The 18493-nt window shown below is 42.4% G+C and carries 11 protein-coding genes; 9 read left to right on the forward strand and 2 right to left on the reverse strand.

The window, feature by feature from the left end:
- Nucleotides 1–5: 5 nt before the first annotated feature.
- The 4 genes from G6N79_RS10825 to G6N79_RS10840 all read left to right on the forward strand — a co-directional run bounded on the left by G6N79_RS10825 (nt 6) and on the right by G6N79_RS10840 (nt 6215).
- Nucleotides 6–1886 carry a RagB/SusD family nutrient uptake outer membrane protein gene (locus G6N79_RS10825; protein WP_103907792.1) on the forward strand — a complete coding sequence of 627 codons (1881 nt, stop codon included), beginning with the start codon at nt 6–8 and terminating at the stop codon, nt 1884–1886.
- A 20-nt stretch (nt 1887–1906) separates the two neighbouring features.
- Nucleotides 1907–2878, forward strand: coding sequence for a hypothetical protein (locus G6N79_RS10830; RefSeq protein ID WP_103907791.1), 972 nt, complete (start codon nt 1907–1909; stop codon nt 2876–2878).
- Between the two features lie 71 nt (nt 2879–2949).
- A complete protein-coding gene (locus G6N79_RS10835; RefSeq protein WP_200818849.1) occupies nt 2950–4590 on the forward strand; it encodes a polysaccharide lyase in 1641 nt (546 codons plus the stop codon).
- Nucleotides 4590–6215, forward strand: a complete 1626-nt coding sequence (locus G6N79_RS10840) for a pectate lyase family protein (protein ID WP_164527210.1) — start codon at nt 4590–4592, stop codon at nt 6213–6215. The genes G6N79_RS10835 and G6N79_RS10840 overlap by 1 nt, the downstream gene beginning before the upstream one ends.
- Before the next feature lie 354 nt (nt 6216–6569).
- Here the strand turns inward: G6N79_RS10840 and G6N79_RS10845 are convergent, their stop codons facing one another.
- Together G6N79_RS10845 and G6N79_RS17555 are read right to left on the reverse strand one after the other, a co-directional pair.
- A complete protein-coding gene (locus G6N79_RS10845) occupies nt 6570–7451 on the reverse strand; it encodes an IS3 family transposase (protein ID WP_164527198.1) in 882 nt (293 codons plus the stop codon).
- Between the two features lie 23 nt (nt 7452–7474).
- Nucleotides 7475–8008, reverse strand: a complete 534-nt coding sequence (locus G6N79_RS17555) for a transposase (RefSeq protein WP_146060690.1) — start codon at nt 8006–8008, stop codon at nt 7475–7477.
- A gap of 344 nt (nt 8009–8352) precedes the next feature.
- Here G6N79_RS17555 and G6N79_RS10855 point away from each other — a divergent pair, with 344 nt between their 5' ends.
- From G6N79_RS10855 to G6N79_RS10875, 5 genes are read left to right on the forward strand one after another with little or no spacing between them, the layout of a single operon-like run.
- Nucleotides 8353–11481 (forward strand): DUF6298 domain-containing protein, encoded by a 3129-nt coding sequence (locus G6N79_RS10855; RefSeq protein ID WP_103907612.1) that lies wholly within the window; start codon nt 8353–8355, stop codon nt 11479–11481.
- 33 nt (nt 11482–11514) lie between these two features.
- The gene (locus G6N79_RS10860; protein ID WP_234993268.1) at nt 11515–12924 is read left to right on the forward strand and encodes a glycoside hydrolase family 140 protein; all 1410 of its coding nucleotides are present in this window, start codon (nt 11515–11517) and stop codon (nt 12922–12924) included.
- Between the two features lie 13 nt (nt 12925–12937).
- Nucleotides 12938–13873: a glycoside hydrolase family 43 protein gene (locus tag G6N79_RS10865; protein ID WP_200818838.1), complete on the forward strand. Its 936-nt coding sequence runs from the start codon at nt 12938–12940 to the stop codon at nt 13871–13873.
- Nucleotides 13874–13877: 4 nt separating this feature from the next.
- A complete protein-coding gene (locus tag G6N79_RS10870) occupies nt 13878–15710 on the forward strand; it encodes a sialidase family protein (RefSeq protein WP_103907611.1) in 1833 nt (610 codons plus the stop codon).
- 16 nt (nt 15711–15726) lie between these two features.
- Nucleotides 15727–18492: a glycoside hydrolase family 2 TIM barrel-domain containing protein gene (locus G6N79_RS10875; protein ID WP_103907610.1), complete on the forward strand. Its 2766-nt coding sequence runs from the start codon at nt 15727–15729 to the stop codon at nt 18490–18492.
- Nucleotide 18493: the final 1 nt, after the last annotated feature.

Here is an 18493-nt window from a genome sequence, read left to right on the forward strand (position 1 = left end):
GTACAATGAAAAGAATGTTTAGTTTTAGTTCTATTAGAACATTAGTTTGTGTGGTAGCTGTCACTTTTGCTTCCTCTTGTAATCAGGATGATTTCTTTGAACTTCCTGACAGAGGGGGCATCGACGCTGCCATCTGGGACTCCGAAGGGTCAGTCCAACTTCATTTAAATCGCGTTTATGATGTGGTCATTCCGCAGTTCTTATATCAACTTATTCCAGATCGTGGGGGAGTACATTTGGCTAGTGATGAGAGTTTCTATCCCCATACCGACCAATGGGCACGCGGGGCATTGGGTATAGACTATAGTGTCGTCCTTGGAAATAATGATGTCCGCTATGTGGGAAATAAATACGATTGGTCTGCAGGCTCAAACCGATATTATGAAATTTCCCGCTGTAATGCGGCAATTCAGAATATTCCAGAAGGGGCACTTTCTGATCAATCAAAAAATCACTTCCTTGGGCAATATCATTTCTTGCGAGCAATGGTGTATTTTGAATTAGCTAAAGTATACGGTGGTGTACCATTGATTTTGGAGCCGATTGATCCACAGAACAATACGGTAAGTGGTCGAAACTCAGCTAAAGAAGTATTCGATGCTGTCCTGGCAGATCTCGATAAATCCATTGCATACTTGAAAGATGCCACTTGGAAGGATGATGATGGTCGTGGAAAGATCAACCAAATGATCGCGACCAGTTTCAAAGCAAAAGTATTGATGTATTGGGCTAGCCCACAGTTTAATCCTGTAAATGACGCCAAGCATCCCTATGATGCATCTCGTTGGCAAACAGCTTTAGAAGCCAACAAGGCAGCGTATGAAATGGGGCTGGCAAATGGCTATAAATTATTGCCTAACTATGCGGATATTTTCCGGACGGAGGGAACGATGAATACGGAAGCTATTCTTGTTCGTACCTATACCAACAGTATTGAACGAAGGGGCCATGATGGTGAATCCAGAAGCCGCCCACAATCCGAAGGCGGATCTGCTTATCAAGGTTATGTCGCGACAACCCGTTTATTGGATGCATATCCGATGAAGGACGGTAACCCGATTGGAAAGGGTGCATATACGTATGACGAAGTATTGTTCTGGAAAAATAGAGATCCACGATTTGAGGCAACAATTGCCTACAATGGTAGTTCCTGGCCTTTAAGTGGTAATGATGACCGCAGGCAATGGACCTACTCAGGTGCTGTCAATGAAGGATCGGTCCGGGGGGTTATGTGCAAGCGTTTTACAATGCCAAATATCAGCAGCGGCAATGTTCGTTATCAGGATAATATTGGAGGAAATGGCATGGACTGGATTGAGATGCGATTTGCCGAGGTAATGCTTAACTATGCCGAATGTGCGAATGAAACGGGTAATCTTGCCTTGGCCAAGGATTTGGTGCGTCAAATTCGCGAACGAGCTGGCATTGAACAAGGCTCAGGCGGAAACGACTATGGCTTAGGCAATGTGGCAGGTAAGGAAGGCATGCGTGACCTCATCCTGAATGAGCGCATGATCGAGTTTGCGTTCGAGGGCAAACGGAATTCAGATCTTCGCAGAACCAGAAGGATGCATTTGTTAACGGGAAGCATGTCGACCATTCAGATTGCACTTGTTGATGGAAATAATACCAAAGCTGTTCTGGAAGCAACAGATCCAGCAACAGGATTACGCTTTAGGGAATCATTGGATATTAATGACAAGGAAGTTTACTTAAAGTACTTCAAACCTTGGGCACAGGATTACGGATCAACAAATTATGGCCCGTATGCGGTACCTGCATTCCATTATTTCTATACTTTCCACAATGATTTTGTAAACAAAGGAGCCAACATTGAACCGACGATTGGCTGGAGTGGGGGAACCTTCGATCCTTTGGATAATTAGTCATTGATAAATATTAATGTATGACCATTATGAAATACGCTTTAAAATTTCTCATATTCACCTTGGCCGGACTGACCATAGCGTCCTGTAAAAAAACCTCAGAGAACGTCTTTACGATGTATGATGATGTCCAAGTGCAATTCCATAACAATAGCCCCTTGAGTGCTATAGATTACAAGTTGGTTAACGATGGCGATAGCGTGTATATCGATTATACAATAACCTCTTCGGAAGAAGAAATGTATTCCGTTGTTGTGGAACGTTTAGGGGTCGCCTCAACTACAGGTTTTGAACGAATTTCAACTCCTGTGGATAATGTGGATGAAAGGCATAGCTTTTCGAGGACGGTTAAATTAAAGATGCAGCGAGACGGAAAGAATACATTTCGTGTGTATGCCGTGAATGCTAAAGGGATTTATATGGGTGACGGCAACAAAAAGGTAACTATCGAAGTCGCACCTAGCCACACTGTATTGAGTAATCGTCGCATTTTTGCTCCAGATACCGTGCGTAAAGATGTACCTTCTTTCTTTTCCCTGATGGAAGGTGAGACTTTTACCTATGATCAGGGTAAAGCAAATGCTGCGAAAATTGATTTTGGTATTCGCCGTCGTCCCGACCCTAGAACAGGTCAGGCCAATCAATGGATATATGACTATTATTCCATTTCTGCCAACCCCAACCCATACGATCCTTACGATATTAGTACTTGGGAAAAAAGACAGACGAAGTTTAGTAAGCCTGTAATTAATCAGACGAACAATTTCTTGTACTCTTGGGTATCGGGTAGCGTTATTGAGGAACAAGCAAAATCCAAGAATTTGGATGTTGTGTCCACTTCATTCAATACGTGGCAAGAGGGATTGGCACCCGGAAATGTTGTCTTCTTCCAAACGCCTGAAGGAAAATATGGGGTATTCTTAGTCACAGCTGTTACTGCTGACTTGCAAGGGAATCCTTTTGTCAATGTTTCCGTTAAATATCAGAATTAAAAAAGCTTGAAAAAAGTATAATTATTTAGTGAATCTTAATAGGTACAATACCTATTCAAAAAATTATCAAGATGAGATTTTCAATAGTGTCAGCATTGATGTTAAGTTTTGCAGGAATGTCCATTTCTGCCGTTTATGCCCAATACCCTAAAATTCCGGAGGATGTGAAAAAGGCATCTGATGCGATGATGGAAGAGGCCAGGAAACAATCCGATATAGCTTGGAGCAAAGCTTTACCAGTTATTGAGGCCTATGGAAAGAAAGGTAAACCTTTTATTCCTTGGGCTGGAAGACCTACAGATCTTCCTCAGGCTGAAATACCAGCTTTTCCTGAAGCAGAGGGTGGCGGTAAATATACCTTCGGTGGTCGAGGAGGTAAAGTATATGTGGTGACCAGTTTGGCTGATAGCGGACCTGGAACATTAAGGGAAGCATGTGAGCAAGGTGGACCACGGATAATTGTTTTCAATGTAGCTGGTATTATTAAGTTAAAAACGCCATTGATTATCAGAGCGCCTTATATTACGATTGCCGGACAATCCGCACCTGGGGATGGGGTTTGTGTGGCAGGAGAGTCTGTCTGGATCAATACCCATGATGTGTTGATCCGGCACATGCGATTCCGAAGAGGAGAGACGTATGTTGGACGAAGGGATGATGCTATCGGTGGAAACCCAGTAGGGAATATTATGATCGATCATGTTTCCGCAAGTTGGGGTTTGGATGAGAATATGTCTATGTACAGACACATGTACAACGACAGTACAGGAAAACAAGAAGTTAAATTAGGTACGGTAAATATTACCATTCAGAACTCGATTTTTTCTGAAGCCCTAGATACATGGAATCATGCATTTGGAAGCACACTTGGTGGAGAAAATTGCACCTTTATGCGTAATTTATGGGCCAACAATGCCGCTAGAAATCCTTCAATCGGTTGGAATGGCATCTTTAATTTCTCCAATAATGTCATTTATAATTGGGTGCACCGTGCCATCGATGGGGGAGATTATACTGCGCAATACAACATCATCAACAATTATTTTAAACCTGGGCCTGCAACCCCTAAGGATGCACCTATAAGTTACAGAATTCTCAAACCGGAAGCCGGACGTTCAAAATTGCCGTATATGGTGTATGGACGTGCATATGTTGATGGGAATATCGTGGCTGGCAATGATGCCGTTACCAAGAACAATTGGGCTGGGGGTGTACAATTTTATAGCAAGGACGATGTACTTGCATCTGGAGAAGTCTATGAAGATTTTATGTTAAAATCTAGAGTTGATAAGCCCTTGCCATCGGCGGAAATGAAGATTATACCAGCGCAAGATGCTTATACTTACGTATTGGAACACGCTGGAGCTACCTTGCCAAAAAGAGATCCTGTAGATACACGTATTGTACGGGAAGTACGGGAAGGAAAACCAACGCCGCTAGAAAACGTAAAACTTCCGGAAAAGGATTTCGAACACAGAAGGTTACCAAAGGATTCGTATAAGATCGGGATTATTACAGATATTTCTCAGGTTGGTGGTTATCCTACCTACGCTGGAACGCCTTATAAGGATGCCGACAACGATGGCATACCTGATGATGTCGAGAAAAAAATGGGATTGAATCCAAATGATGCTTCCGACTCTGCAAAAATTACCGAATCGGGATACATGAATATTGAACTTTATTTAAATGAATTAGCCGCAAATAAATAATGAAAAAAGATGTAAAACGATCACTTTTGGGGCTACTTATGGTAGGCTTGCCTGCGATGGTGATTGCACAATACCCAGTGATTCCAGATTCATTGAAAGTAAAAACAGAACAGGCGGAAGCGGCAGAAAAACAGCGTGTTGCCCAGCAATGGGAGCTTGCTCAGGTGCAAATGAAAGCAGAAGGGAAACCTTTTATACCTTGGGCAGCTAAGCCATCTGATTTACCACAAGCTACGATTCCTGCATTTCCGGGAGCCGAAGGGGGTGGCGCATTTACTGCCGGAGGACGTGGTGGAAAAGTCTATGTTGTGAATAGCTTAGCGGATGCTGGACCTGGTACACTAAGGGAGGCCTGTGAGGCTGGTGGAGCACGCATCGTCGTGTTTAATGTGGCTGGAATTATTCGCTTGAAAACACCAATAGCAGTAAAAGCACCATATATAACCATTGCTGGGCAAACTGCCCCCGGGGATGGTGTATGTATCGCTGGTGAATCGTTCCTAATCGATACGCACGATGTGATCCTTCGGTATTTACGATTCAGAAGAGGAGAAGTTGATGTCATGCGTAGGGATGATGCCGTTGGCGGGAATGCAGTCGGGAATATCATAATCGATCATATTTCTGCATCTTGGGGACTTGATGAAAACATGTCCATTTATAGGCATGTTTATGACCGAACTGGTGATAATTTAAAATTACCAACAGTGAATATTACCATCCAGAACTCGATTTTCTCGGAGTGCTTAGATGTGTATAATCATGCCTTCGGAAGTACCATTGGTGGATTGAATAGCACGTTTATGCGAAATTTATGGGCTTCCAATATCAGCAGAAATCCGTCTGTGGGCATGTATGGAGATTTTGGTTTTGTAAACAATGTCATCTGGAATTGGTGGAATAGGAGTATTGACGGTGGAGATGACCGATCGGAATATAATATCATTAACAATTACTTTAAGCCAGGACCAATAACACCTTTGGATCAACCTATTAGCTATCGTATTCTGAAGCCAGAATCCAGTCGTGAAAAAGGCAAAAAAGATGTTTTTGGCAAAGCTTATGTCCATGGAAATGTTGTCGATGGGAATCCAAAGGTTTCCAAGGATAACTGGGATGGCGGAGTTCAGCCCGAAGGAAATACAAAATCTAAGGAACAATTACTGCAGGAAATTAAATCGGATGAACCATTCAAGCTTTCGGCATTCGGAAAAATCATGAGCGCCCAACAATCCTATGATTACGTGATGGAAAACGTAGGGGCTACACTGCCGAAACGCGACGCTGTGGACGAAAGAATTGTTAAACAGGTAAAAACAGGTAAAGTTTTTTATACTGAACAAACGGATAAGACAATACCATCAAAATATGTGAAAAGAAGGCTGCCGGCCGACTCCTATAAATTAGGGATCATAACAGATGTGAATCAGGTCGGTGGATATCCAACGTATGAGGGAACGCCTTATATCGATTCTGATAACGATGGGATGCCAGATGACTATGAAAAGAAACAAGGTTTAAACCCAAAAGATGCATCAGATGCCTCAAAATTAGCCAAATCAGGATATAGTCATATTGAAGAATATCTGAATAGTATTGTACCGCTAGCATCGGTACGGCCTTAGGGTTTTTTTATGCTAATTTTTTATTTTTTAGGGTGGAGGTTGCCAAAGGCAACCTCCTTTTTTTTACCCCAATACAGCATTTTCTGACTAAAATAATTAAAACACATATGTATAATCATTACCTAAATTTTTCAGCTCCTGTTGGGCGGACCTTGTCTGAGGTGCATGCGTGGTGCGTCCGGGATGCAAGCGTGGTGAGAGCGTGCCTATAGACACGCTCTCACCACGCTCTGACCACGCTCTCACCACGCTCTCACCTCGGACAAGGTCACTGTCTTGTCCTTATATAGCTATACAAATTATTGGATTAATTCTGAATTGATTATACAGGCAAATTTGGTAATACTATATGTACTATACAAACTCTTTCTGCACTATTGGATATTTTTTCGGTCTCCATCTCTTTCTCAGCGCACCTGACCTCATATGTGCCTGTTCAGGTGTGAGGTAATCACAGCTCGCGTGGGGCCTTAGGTTGTTGTATACCCTGATGTTCTCCCTGATCTTTCTTGTGGTCTCCCTCAGGCCACTCTGTGATGCGTAGAGGTCAAACTCCGCCTTCAGTATGCCGTTCACCCGTTCGGCTATCGCATTCTCATAGGGATCCCCGTTCTCGGTCATGCTGACCCCGATCCCGTTGGTGCGTAGGATATCCACATAGCCTTTGCTACAGTACTGCGAACCCCGATCGGAGTGGTGTATGAGTCCCTTTCCCGGATACTGCCTCTGCTGCAGTGCCATCTGCAGGGCATCGATACATCCCTGTGCCGAGAGGTCGCCCCTGAACGCCCAGCCCACTATCTTTCTGGAATAGGCATCGGTGACCAGGCTCAGATATCCCCAGCGCCGGTTGAGCTGTACATAGGTGATGTCGCTTACCCAGACCTGCTCGGGGCGCTCGACCGCAAGTTCCTTTATCAGGTTTCTGTACTTCTTCATCCAGTGCCGCGAATCGGTGGTGACCGCCTTCCTCTTCCTGACCCTGATCTGTAGGGAATGCTCCCTCATCAGGGCGAAGAGATAGTCGCGGCCGATCCTGATCCCATGTTCCTGCAGGGGGCCGGCGAGCATATGGAGCAGCTTCCGGGTACCGATCCTCTTCTGTTCGCTGCGTATCCGCAGCACGTGCTGCAGGATGATCTCGTCCTTCAGTCCGACATCCTGCACCCGCCACTGGCGGTCATAGTACGCATGCCTTGTTCTGCCAAACAGTCCGCAGATCAAACGGATCCCCATTGCTGGGGATTCCTGTTTGATCTTTACGACCGCTTGGCACCAGACTTTTTTCTGATGTCGATCTTGAGCTGTTCCTCGGCAATATCGATCATGGTATCCAATGCCCTGATCTTCAGGTTTGCATATTCCAGGGCCTTCTTCAGGGCCAGGATCTCTGCCTCTTTGGGGTCTACGGGTTTCTTGTTGGCCATATCATCGGGTTCTGGGGAACTAAGTTCGGTATTTTTCCCCTTATATTCCCTGACCCATCTGGAGACCGTACCGCAGGAGATATCAAAGGTGTTCCCCGCCCGGTAGGCGCTCATCCCGTCCTGGACCGCCCTGATCACTGAACGCTTCAGCTCGGTGGTATACCGCTTTGCCCCAATGGGCTGTCGCCCGAACTTCTTCATCCAGCGGATCAGGCTCACTTCGGAGACACCGTACTGTTCCATCAGGTCCCGGCGGGGGACCCCAAGTTCGATCTGATCCAGCATGTGGAGGATCAAACGCTTGTCGAATGGCTGCTTCTTACTGGTCCGCTCAGCGAACTCAAACTCTCTTTCTATTGTTTCCATACACTTTGTTTTTGTGTATAGCTTTTTTAGGATTGGACACACCTGATGCTTTAACTTAAATTGAAATAATTCGGCCTTCATGAATCAGTGAAATCGTGCTTTAATCAGGTTTAGAATTAGTTTATGGCCATTATTGACGTTCTACTCACCTTAAATGTGACTAATATTGTTACAATTTTATCCAAAATGATGGTTTAAGAGGCAATATTGTACAGTAGCTTGAGAAAATGATACAAGCAGGTGTCTGTATTTTACATTATGTTTGTAATAGAGGGAATTAATTTTAGACAAATCAACAACACGTTTAACAAGTTTCTTCAACCAACTATATTCGCTATACAACTTTGAAAATTTTAAAAATACATACACTCTTTTTCGAGATTGGTAAGTTTGCTATTTGGTTTTGTTTCCTGAGCGGAATTGGGCTTGTGCATGCTCAAGTTCAGCCACCTTTATCCCTATCCAAGGAAGGTAAACTGGTTTACGCTGCGGACTCTATGGGTAACCATATCCCTGATTTTTCTCATGCAGGCTATGCGGGAGGGAATGTTGCAATTCCAAAGATTGCATCCAAGATCTTCGTTCCGGTCCAAAACGGTGATGCCACTGCAAAAATTCAGGCAGCCATTGATTACGTCGCCAAATTGCCATTGGATAAAAATGGCTTTCGTGGTGCTGTACAATTGGGTGTGGGGGAATATAAAGTTTCAGGTTCGTTGAAAATTCAACACTCCGGTATTATTCTCCGTGGTGCTGGCTTTGGGAATGATGGGACGACTATTTTGGGTAAAGGCTTTACGAGAGAAACACTGCTTCAAATACACGGAGAAAATGATGTTCAACTTACCGATTCCACAGCGATCATAGACCAGTACACACCTGTTGGTAGTTTAAAAATCACCGTTAATCAAGCATCTGTATTTAAAGTAGGAGATCGAATTCAAATTACGAGACCGGCGACTGCGGAATGGATAAATGCATTAGGAACAGATCATTTCGGTGGAGGGATTACGTCACTGGGCTGGAAACCTGGGCAACGTGAGATTTACTGGGATCGCATGATAACTGAAATAGAGGATGGAGTAATAACTTTGGATGCACCATTGACTACGGCATTAGATCACCGGTTTGGAGGCGGATACGTCCAAAAAATCAATTGGCCAGGAGAAATCCAACATGTTGGTGTTGAGGGTTTACGCTTAATGTCAACTTATGACAAGAATAATTTAAAGGATGAGGACCATCGATGGATGGCTATAACTTTAGCGAATATTTCCAATGGTTGGGTTCGACAGGTTGAATTTCATCATTTTGCAGGATCAGCAGTCTATGCTCTAAGTTCTGCAAGCAAAGTTACAGTCGAAGATTGCATTTCTTTAGATCCAATATCTGAATTCGCAGGTCAGCGCCGGAGGACATTTTTTACCAATGGGCAGCAGATTCTTTTTCAGCGCTGTTATTCGGAAAATGGTTATCATGATTTTGCAGTTGGATTTATGGCCGCTGGCCCGAATGCATTTGTGCAGTGCCAAGCTATAGGATCTTTGGATTTTAGTGGAGCAGTCGATAGTTGGGCATCAGGGGTCCTTTTTGATGTTGTACAAATCGAGGATAACGCATTAAGTTTTAAGAATAGGGGCCAAGATGGGCAAGGAGCGGGATGGTCGGCCGCAAATTCTGTTTTTTGGCAATCAACAGCTTCTCTGATTGAAAATTTCCAACCACCAACCGCTCAAAATTGGGCGTTTGGTACGTGGTCACAGTTCCAAGGCAACGGTTATTGGGATCAATCCAATGAACATATCAAACCGCGCAGCTTGTATTATGCGCAGTTGGAAGAACGTTTGGGACCCGAGATTGGCAACCGGAAGATTTTACTTCCTGTTTTATCAGAAGCCTCCAGCAGTCCTTCCGTAGAAGTGGCAGCAGCTCTTACAAAAGAAGCCTTGCAACCCACTATGCAACTAATTGACTTTATAAGAAACGCAGGGACTAGAACACCAATTTCAGGAGGGGCTTCCCCTATTAAATCAATTGATGATATAGATTGGGAGAGACCGGAAGAAAGCAAAACGGTAGCTCCGCTACTTTTGAAAGCTGGTCTCTTGCAACGGAATAATGCTATACAGGTTGGTCAGAAGACGGATGTCCAATGGTGGAGTGGAAATGCTAGACGATATGCTACAGCCAAATCTAAAGTACATGTAACTCGGTTTGTTCCCGGAGAGGAAGGAATGGGGCTAACAGATAACTTGGATGAAGTCGCTGATTTCATGCAAAGAAACCACATTCTGGTATTGGATCATAATTATGGGTTATGGTATGATCGCCGTCGTGATGACCATGAGCGTATCCGTCGAATCGACGGAGATGTATGGCCTCCGTTCTATGAACTGCCCTTCGCAAGAACTGGTCAAGGAACTGCTTATGATGGCCTTTCAAAGTATGACCTCACCAAATACAATCATTTTTATTGGGATAGATTAGGGGCCTTCGCTAAGTTAGCGGATGAACATCAACTGATACTTATATATCAGCATTATTTCCAACATAATATTCTTGAAGCAGGTGCGCATTATACAGAGTTTCCATGGAGAACAGCCAATAATATAAATGAGGTTGGATTTCCTGAACCTGCACCCTATGCTGGTGATAAGCGTATTTTTATGGCAGAACAATTCTATGATGTAAATAATACAACCAGACGGGCTATCCACCGCTCGTATATACGGAAATCGTTAGATAACTTCAAAAATAGCACGGGGGTTATCCACTCCATCAGTGCCGAATACACGGGACCTTTGCATTTCGTTGAATTCTGGATTGATGTGATCAAAGAATGGAAAGCGGAAACCGGTAAAAATCCACTGATTTCCCTCAGTACCACTAAAGATGTTCAGGATGCAATTCTCAATGATCCAATCCGTTCCAAAGAAGTCCAGGTCATTGACATTCGGTATTGGCATTACCAGGCGGACGGATCAGTCTATGCACCCTTGGGCGGTCAAAATCTAGCACCTAGGCAACATGCTAGATTGATGAAACCAAAGAAAACATCCCCAGAGCAGGTTTATAGAGCGGTTTCAGAATATCGAACCAAATTCCCGGATAAAGCTGTAGTGTACCACAGTAGTAACTATCCAGAAATGGCATGGGCAATTTTCATGGCAGGCGGTTCAATGGCGGGTATTCCAAATATTGAAGCTGAGAATTTTGAACAGGAAGCTGCCTCAATGAAACCTGAAAATATAAATGGCCTATGGGTATTGAAAAATGCAAAGGGCAAAATCATTTATGCAGAAAATTCAGTTGGCTTGGTCGACCTTGTTAACGATTTGAAGGGAAAATTTACTGTTACGTATATTGATCCTAAAACTGGAGCAACCCTCGCCAAAGAAACCAATCATGCGAAAAATCTATCACTAAATCCAACCATTCTTCAGCGTGCTGTGGTGTTGTGGATTTCAAAATAAGAATAAGAAACAATAAATTTTTTAGATAAAGAAATGATGAACCTTTTACGCCAATCCATTTTTGCAAGCCTGATCAGTTGTTCGGTAATATCTTGTGCTACTCCTGAGCAGAGTAATTCTATGCAAGCATTGAAGGTCTCTGAAAATGGCAGATACTTAACCTTGGCTGATGGAGAACCTTTCTTCTGGCTAGGGGACACGGGCTGGTTATTGTTTAATAAACTTGACCGTGAGGAAGCAGAAAATTACCTGGAGGATAGAAAAGGGAAGGGATTCAATGTAATTCAAGCGATGGTTCTGCATACGGTTCCCTCTGTGAATAGCTATGGAGATTCTTCACTTGTTGCAGGTGATCTGTCGAAACCAAAAATTACCCCAGGCTCCAATCCAGATCAGGAAGAAGAATACGATTATTGGGATCATGTGGATTTCATAATTGATAAGGCAGCTGAAAAAGGATTGTATATGGCAGTTGTACCTGTTTGGGGCACGCCTGTAAAAGATGGTAAAGTAACTGCTGCACAAGCTAAGGCCTATGGAACATTTTTGGCCAACCGGTGGAAGGATAAATCAAATATTATTTGGTTAAATGGTGGAGATATTAAAGGTAGTGATGGAAAAGAAGTATGGCTAGATCTTGGAAAAACCATTAAATCCATTGATAAAAACCATTTAATGACTTTTCATCCCCGTGGAAGAACTGCTTCTTCTGATTGGTTCCATCAAGAGCCATGGTTGGATTTCAATATGGTGCAATCTGGCCACCGTCGATATGATCAAGACACCTCCGCCAAAGAAAAAAAACACTATGGTGAGGATAATTGGCGCTATATGGAAGATGATTGGGCTTTGAAACCTGCCCGTCCGACCATTGACGGTGAACCTTCCTACGAAGGTATCCCGCACGGTTTACATGATGTTAATGAGAAACGATGGGGTGACGCTGATGTTCGACGATATGGATATTGGTCTGTTTTTGCTGGTGCTTTTGGGTATACCTATGGGCAGAATTCAGTTATGCAGATGCATTCCGCTGCAGATACAACCACGGCATTCGGTTCCAACGAACTCTGGACAGTCGGCCTACAAGCCCCTGGAGCAAGCCAGATGAAATACCTAAAAGAATTAATGGAATCCCGTAAAGATTATTTTAACCGCATTCCAGATCAGTCGTTAATTGCGGAAAATGGGTCAAAATATGATCGATTGGTTGCTACACGGACAGACTCGTATGCCTTAATCTATAACTATACAGGGCGAGAAATGAAAATCAATATGGGGAAGATTCAAGGTGATAATGTTAAAGCGTCCTGGTTTAACCCAAGAAATGGTGAATATACTTTTATCGATGAATTTAAGAATGAAGGGACCCAGGTTTTTTTACCCCAAGGTGGACAGCACAATGGAAATGATTGGGTACTGGTTTTGGAATCCATAAAGTAATTGAAGATAAGGAATGATTAAAAAATATTATTATCAGTTGATTTGTTGTTTGGGATTGGGACTGTTCATGAACTCTTGCCAAAAGGATGTATACATGTTCAGTTCCTTCCATGAACCTGCTGATGAAGGTCTAAGGTACTTATATAGTTACGATGGGTATAACTGGAATGAAATTGATGGAATCTATTTAGCACCTACGTTAGGCTCCCAAAAAATTATGCGTGATCCATCAATAATCAGGGATAAGAAAGGAACATATCATTTGGTATGGACCATCGCATGGAAAGGTGAAAAGGGAATTGGGTACGCTTCTTCCGCAGATCTTATCACTTGGGAGAATCAACGCATAATACCAGTGATGGAACATGAACCCACTACGGTAAATGTTTGGGCACCGGAGTGGTTTTATGATGAAGCTACAGGTGAATACATGATTATCTGGGCATCAACAATTCCAGGACGTTATCCAAAAGGTGTTGAAGAGGAAAATAATAATCACCGGATGTATTATACCTCCACTCGGGATTTTAAAACATTCACGCCAACGCAGTTATTCGCCGATCCGGGATTCAGTATCATAGATGCAGTCATCCTAAGGAAACAAAAAGATGAATATGTCTTGGTTTTAAAGGATAATACGCGGCCAAATAGAAATTTAAAAGTTGCATTTTCAGACAACGCAAAGGGTCCGTTTTTAAATATAACTGCCCCATTCTCCGCTTACTTGACAGAGGGACCTTCAGTATTGAAAGTTAAGGATGAATGGTTGATCTATTTTGATTCTTATGGTAGCAAAAAGTATGAAGCTGTCTCGACTAAGGATTTCAAATCATTTGAATCAATTAACAATAAGATTCATATTCCTGAAGGACATAAACATGGGACTATATTCCATGCGACCACTAAGGATTTAAATAAGGTTTTAAAAGCTTCGAAGCTTAAAAATTAAGGGTATGAAAATAAATACTAAATTATCCTGTCTGGTTATGGCGATCATCATGTCTAATTATGTACACGCCCAAGATACGGTAAGATATACCGGTAATACATTATCAAATGTAGATTACCATCATGGCCAATTGAAGCCTGTTGTTGGGGTCCATAATATTCAGGTTTTCCGCGCAAATCGGGAATCACCTTCACTAGCTGGAGGTCATGGATTTACCTATAACCACCAGCCGTTTTTGGCGTTTTGGAATAACACGTACTATCTTCAATTCCTAAGTAACCCCATTGGAGAACATATTGCTGAGGGGAAAACACTATTGCAACAATCGAAAGATGGCTATACTTGGTCATCACCTGTAGAATTGTTTCCGCCATATTTAGTGCCAGAAGGATTTTCTAAGCCCAATCACCCAAGTAAGGCCGGAAAAAACCTGTATGCAATCATGCATCAGCGGATGGGGTTCTACACGGCTAAGAATGGAAAATTATTGACAATTGGTTACTATGGCGTTGCACTGGATAAAAAAGATGACCCGAATGATGGAAATGGTATTGGCCGAGTTGTGCGCGAAATAAAATCTGATGGCACTTTCGGGCCGATCTATTTTATTCGCTTTAATTCATCCTTTGATCAGAAACAGGCGAAATTTCCCTTTTATACAGTGAGCAAGGACAAAGCTTTTAAGGAAGCTTGTGATGAATTAATGGCAGACCCATTGATGATGCAGCAATGGGTGGAAGAAGCTGATCGCAATGATCCGATCGTCCCTTATCACAGACCAATCAAAGCTTTTGCTTATTATCATTTAAACAATGGGGACGTAGTAGGATTATGGAAACATGCTTTGACCTCTATCAGTAAAGATGGCGGCAAAACCTGGGCATATACTCCGTTGCGTGCTCCTGGTTTCGTCAATAGCAATGCAAAAATCTGGGGCCAAAAAACGAGTGATGGCAGATTTGCTACCGTTTATAACCCATCTGAATTCAGGTGGCCGTTAGCCGTATCAACGAGTGAAAACGGATTAGATTATACTGATCTTTTATTGATAAACGGTGAAATTACAACCATGCGGTATGGAGGGAATTATAAATCCTACGGGCCTCAATATGTGCGTGGTATCCAAGAAGGGAATGGCAAGCCTAAGGACGGGGCAATGTGGTTGACATACAGCATGAATAAAGAGGATATGTGGGTCGCAAAAGTTCCTGTTCCAATTCAGGCGAGCGTAGAGGGGACCGTTGAAGATAATTTTACTGATACTAATCAACAGGCATTTTCTCTTTGGAATATTTACAGTCCTCTTTGGGCACCAGTTAGGGTAGAGGGATCTGCACTCGTTCTCCGTGATAGCGACCCCTATGACTATGCAAAGGCAGAACGCGTAATCCAAGCATCGAAAAAAGTTAAACTGGAATTTAAGATTCAACCTGAACAGAATAATACGGGCTCCTTAGAAATTGATTTGCTCAATGAGGAAGGCCTGGCCGCGGCACGCATAATTTTCGATGATCAAGGTGCCATAAAAACTAAGGTTGGTTATCGGGATAACGGCGTGGAAGCGTATGAGGGCGGAAAAGATTATTTGATTGGATTAGAAGTCGACGTGCCTTCCAGATCCTATAAAATAAGTGTAAATGGAGTTGACAAAGGCACAAGATTGTTTTTTCAACCGGTGGATAAAATCTGTCGGATAGCTTTCAGAACTGGTCAAGTTCGGCGGTTCCCTGATGCCAATACACCAACTGATCAAGATTATGACGTAAAGGATGCTGGGAAAAAAGAAACTGAAGCAATATTTAAGCTCATCCAATTTAAAGCTGAACCGAGAAATTAATTAACTAACCTAGGATATGAGATATATACTTCTTCTAATGTTTATTGTGGGGGGATTTGTCGAGAGTACCGCACAATTATCACAGCGTCAATACTTATCTGGGAAGGGAAAGGATGATGGTGTATTATGGGATTTTATGGTTAGCGAAGGAATGCAGGCTGGCCAATGGACCAAAATCCCTGTTCCTTCGAATTGGGAACTTCAAGGGTTTGGCAAATATAATTATGGATTTAATAAAGAAGCCAATAAGGGTAAGGAAGTTGGAAATTACAAATACAATTTTGTTGTTGATGAATCTTGGGAAGGAAAATTAGTAAACATCGTTTTTGAAGGTTCCATGACTGATACTGAAGTCAGGGTCAATGGTCAATTGGCGGGTGAAATACATCAGGGTTCATTTTATGTTTTCAAATATGATATTTCAAAACTCTTGAAATATGGCTCAACAAATACCTTGGAGGTTCGCGTGTCCAAGCATTCTGCCAATAAATCGGTAAATGCTGCAGAAAGGGAAGCAGATTATTGGATCTTTGGTGGTATCTATCGCCCCGTCTATCTGGAAGCTGTTCCAAAAGATCATGTGGCTAGATTGTCGATCGACGCAAAAGCAGATGGTACTTTCCGAAGTAAAATATTAACGCAGGGCAATGGCGACTACATTACGGTGCAACTTTTCGATGCAAAGGGTAAGAAGTTTGGGAAAATCCAAAAAGTAGATATAACGGGTGATTCCGCATGGGTAACCACGAACTATAAATCACCTAAGCTGTGGTCTGCAGAATTTCCAAATCTTTATACGGCACATGTATCGCTCATCAAAAATGGGAAAAAGATCCATGAGAAGATTCAAAAATTCGGTTTCCGGACCGTCGAAGTAAAAGAACGTGATGGCGTATATATCAATGGGGCAAAAATTAAATTTAAGGGGGTCAATAGGCATTCATTTCACCCGGAATCAGGTCGAACAACAAGTAAAGCAATATCTATACATGATGTTAAGTTGATGAAAGAAATGAATATGAATGCCGTTCGGATGGCGCACTATCCACCAGATAATCATTTCCTGGAAGTATGCGATTCCCTGGGCTTATATGTGATGAATGAATTGGCAGGGTGGCACGGCCATTACGATACGGAGGTAGGCTCTAAATTACTATATGAAATGATGCACGTCTCTGATAATCATCCATCCATTATCTTTTGGGCAAATGGGAATGAAGGAGGGCACAACCCAGAATTAGACCATATTTTCTTTGAGGAAGATATTCAGAAACGCCCTTTGATATATCCTTGGGCATTTTATGGAGGCTTTGAAACAACTCATTACCGCGAATATAATTATGGTATTGGATCCTATGACCATGGCCATAACATTGTTATGCCTACAGAGTTTTTGCACGGGATGTTCGATGGTGGACATGGAGCAGGATTGGAGGATTATTGGAAAGCAATGTGGCAAAACCCGCTTTCTGCTGGTGGTTTTTTATGGGATTTTCAGGACCAAGGTGTAGTTCGAACTGATAAGAATGGTATCATTGATACGGATGGTAATCATGGTGCAGATGGAATTGTTGGCCCATATTATCAAAAGGAAGGTAGTTTCTATACAATTAAGGAGGTGTGGAGCCCAATATTTTTTGAAAAAAGAGAGATGACCAAGGGTTTCGATGGAAATTTTTCAATTGAAAATAGATATTCATTTACCAATACCAACCAGTGCACATTTAATTTTGAGCTTAAAAAACTAGGAACCTTTGAAAATGATCTGGGAAATAAGAAGGGAGCTATAAAAGCACCGAATATTCTTCCTTATGATAAAGGAGTTTTGGCTGTTGACTTGCCAGAAGATTGGCTAGCCTATGATGTATTATACCTTACTGCAAATGATCCCTCTGGGCATGAAATATTCACATGGAGCTTTCCAATTAGTAGACCTGCCGACGTTGCTGATCATTTAATACAACGTACAGGTGGTGATATCCAAGTTCAACAAACGGCAGCTGCATTTCAAATTACGGCGAATGGAATTTCGTATACTTTCAATAAAAAAACAGGATTATTGGAGGAGGTCCGTAATAAAAAAGGAATTATACCTTTCGCAAATGGACCTGTAATTGAGGAGGCGAAAACCAATTTTAAAGGGTTTAATCTGACGCAAGAAGAAGGCCGCGTAATAATTGAATCGACATTCGATAAAAAAGAAAGCTATAATACATTGCGTTGGGAAATTATGCCTTCAGGTCAGTTAAAGATGCATGTTCAATATTTTCCCGAGGCTTATTTTACACGATATGTTGGTGTAAACTTCTCCTTCCCGGAGGATAAGATTAAATCAGTAGAGTATATGGGGAATGGTCCTTTTCGGGTGTGGAAAAATAGGATGAAAGGTAATCAATTTGGGGTCTGGAAAAAGGATTATAATGATGTGGCAACAGGAGAGGTGCCTTTTGAATATCCAGAATTCAAAGGCTACCACAGCAACATGTATTGGACAAAATTCAACACTACGGAACAATCTTTCTTAGTCTTTACAGATCGAGAAGATATATTCCTTCGATTATTTACGCCCAAGGAACAAAAGGATACCGATTGGAAAAATATGGAACCTACATTTCCGAAGGGGGACATCTCCTTTATGAATGGTATCTCCGCGATAGGAACCAAAACCCAGAAACCCGAAACAACGGGGCCTATGGGAATGAAGCATGTGTATTATGATTTTGAAAAGGAACCGAAACGGGCATTACACATGGTTATCTATTTCGATTTTTCAGGGAATTAAC

Source organism: Sphingobacterium lactis, assembly GCF_011046555.1.
In the GTDB taxonomy this organism is placed as follows: domain Bacteria; phylum Bacteroidota; class Bacteroidia; order Sphingobacteriales; family Sphingobacteriaceae; genus Sphingobacterium; species Sphingobacterium lactis.

Bases quoted from the DNA above. Each gene is read 5' to 3' on its own strand.
- G6N79_RS17555 (WP_146060690.1), bottom strand. From the start codon at position 8,008: ATGGAAACAATAGAAAGAGAGTTTGAGTTCGCTGAGCGGACCAGTAAG.
- G6N79_RS10840 (WP_164527210.1), top strand. From the start codon at position 4,590: ATGAAAAAAGATGTAAAACGATCACTTTTGGGGCTACTTATGGTAGGC.
- G6N79_RS10865 (WP_200818838.1), top strand. From the start codon at position 12,938: ATGATTAAAAAATATTATTATCAGTTGATTTGTTGTTTGGGATTGGGA.
- G6N79_RS10875 (WP_103907610.1), top strand. From the start codon at position 15,727: ATGAGATATATACTTCTTCTAATGTTTATTGTGGGGGGATTTGTCGAG.
- G6N79_RS10830 (WP_103907791.1), top strand. From the start codon at position 1,907: ATGACCATTATGAAATACGCTTTAAAATTTCTCATATTCACCTTGGCC.
- G6N79_RS10825 (WP_103907792.1), top strand. From the start codon at position 6: ATGAAAAGAATGTTTAGTTTTAGTTCTATTAGAACATTAGTTTGTGTG.
- G6N79_RS10845 (WP_164527198.1), bottom strand. From the start codon at position 7,451: ATGGGGATCCGTTTGATCTGCGGACTGTTTGGCAGAACAAGGCATGCG.
- G6N79_RS10870 (WP_103907611.1), top strand. From the start codon at position 13,878: ATGAAAATAAATACTAAATTATCCTGTCTGGTTATGGCGATCATCATG.
- G6N79_RS10860 (WP_234993268.1), top strand. From the start codon at position 11,515: ATGATGAACCTTTTACGCCAATCCATTTTTGCAAGCCTGATCAGTTGT.
- G6N79_RS10835 (WP_200818849.1), top strand. From the start codon at position 2,950: ATGAGATTTTCAATAGTGTCAGCATTGATGTTAAGTTTTGCAGGAATG.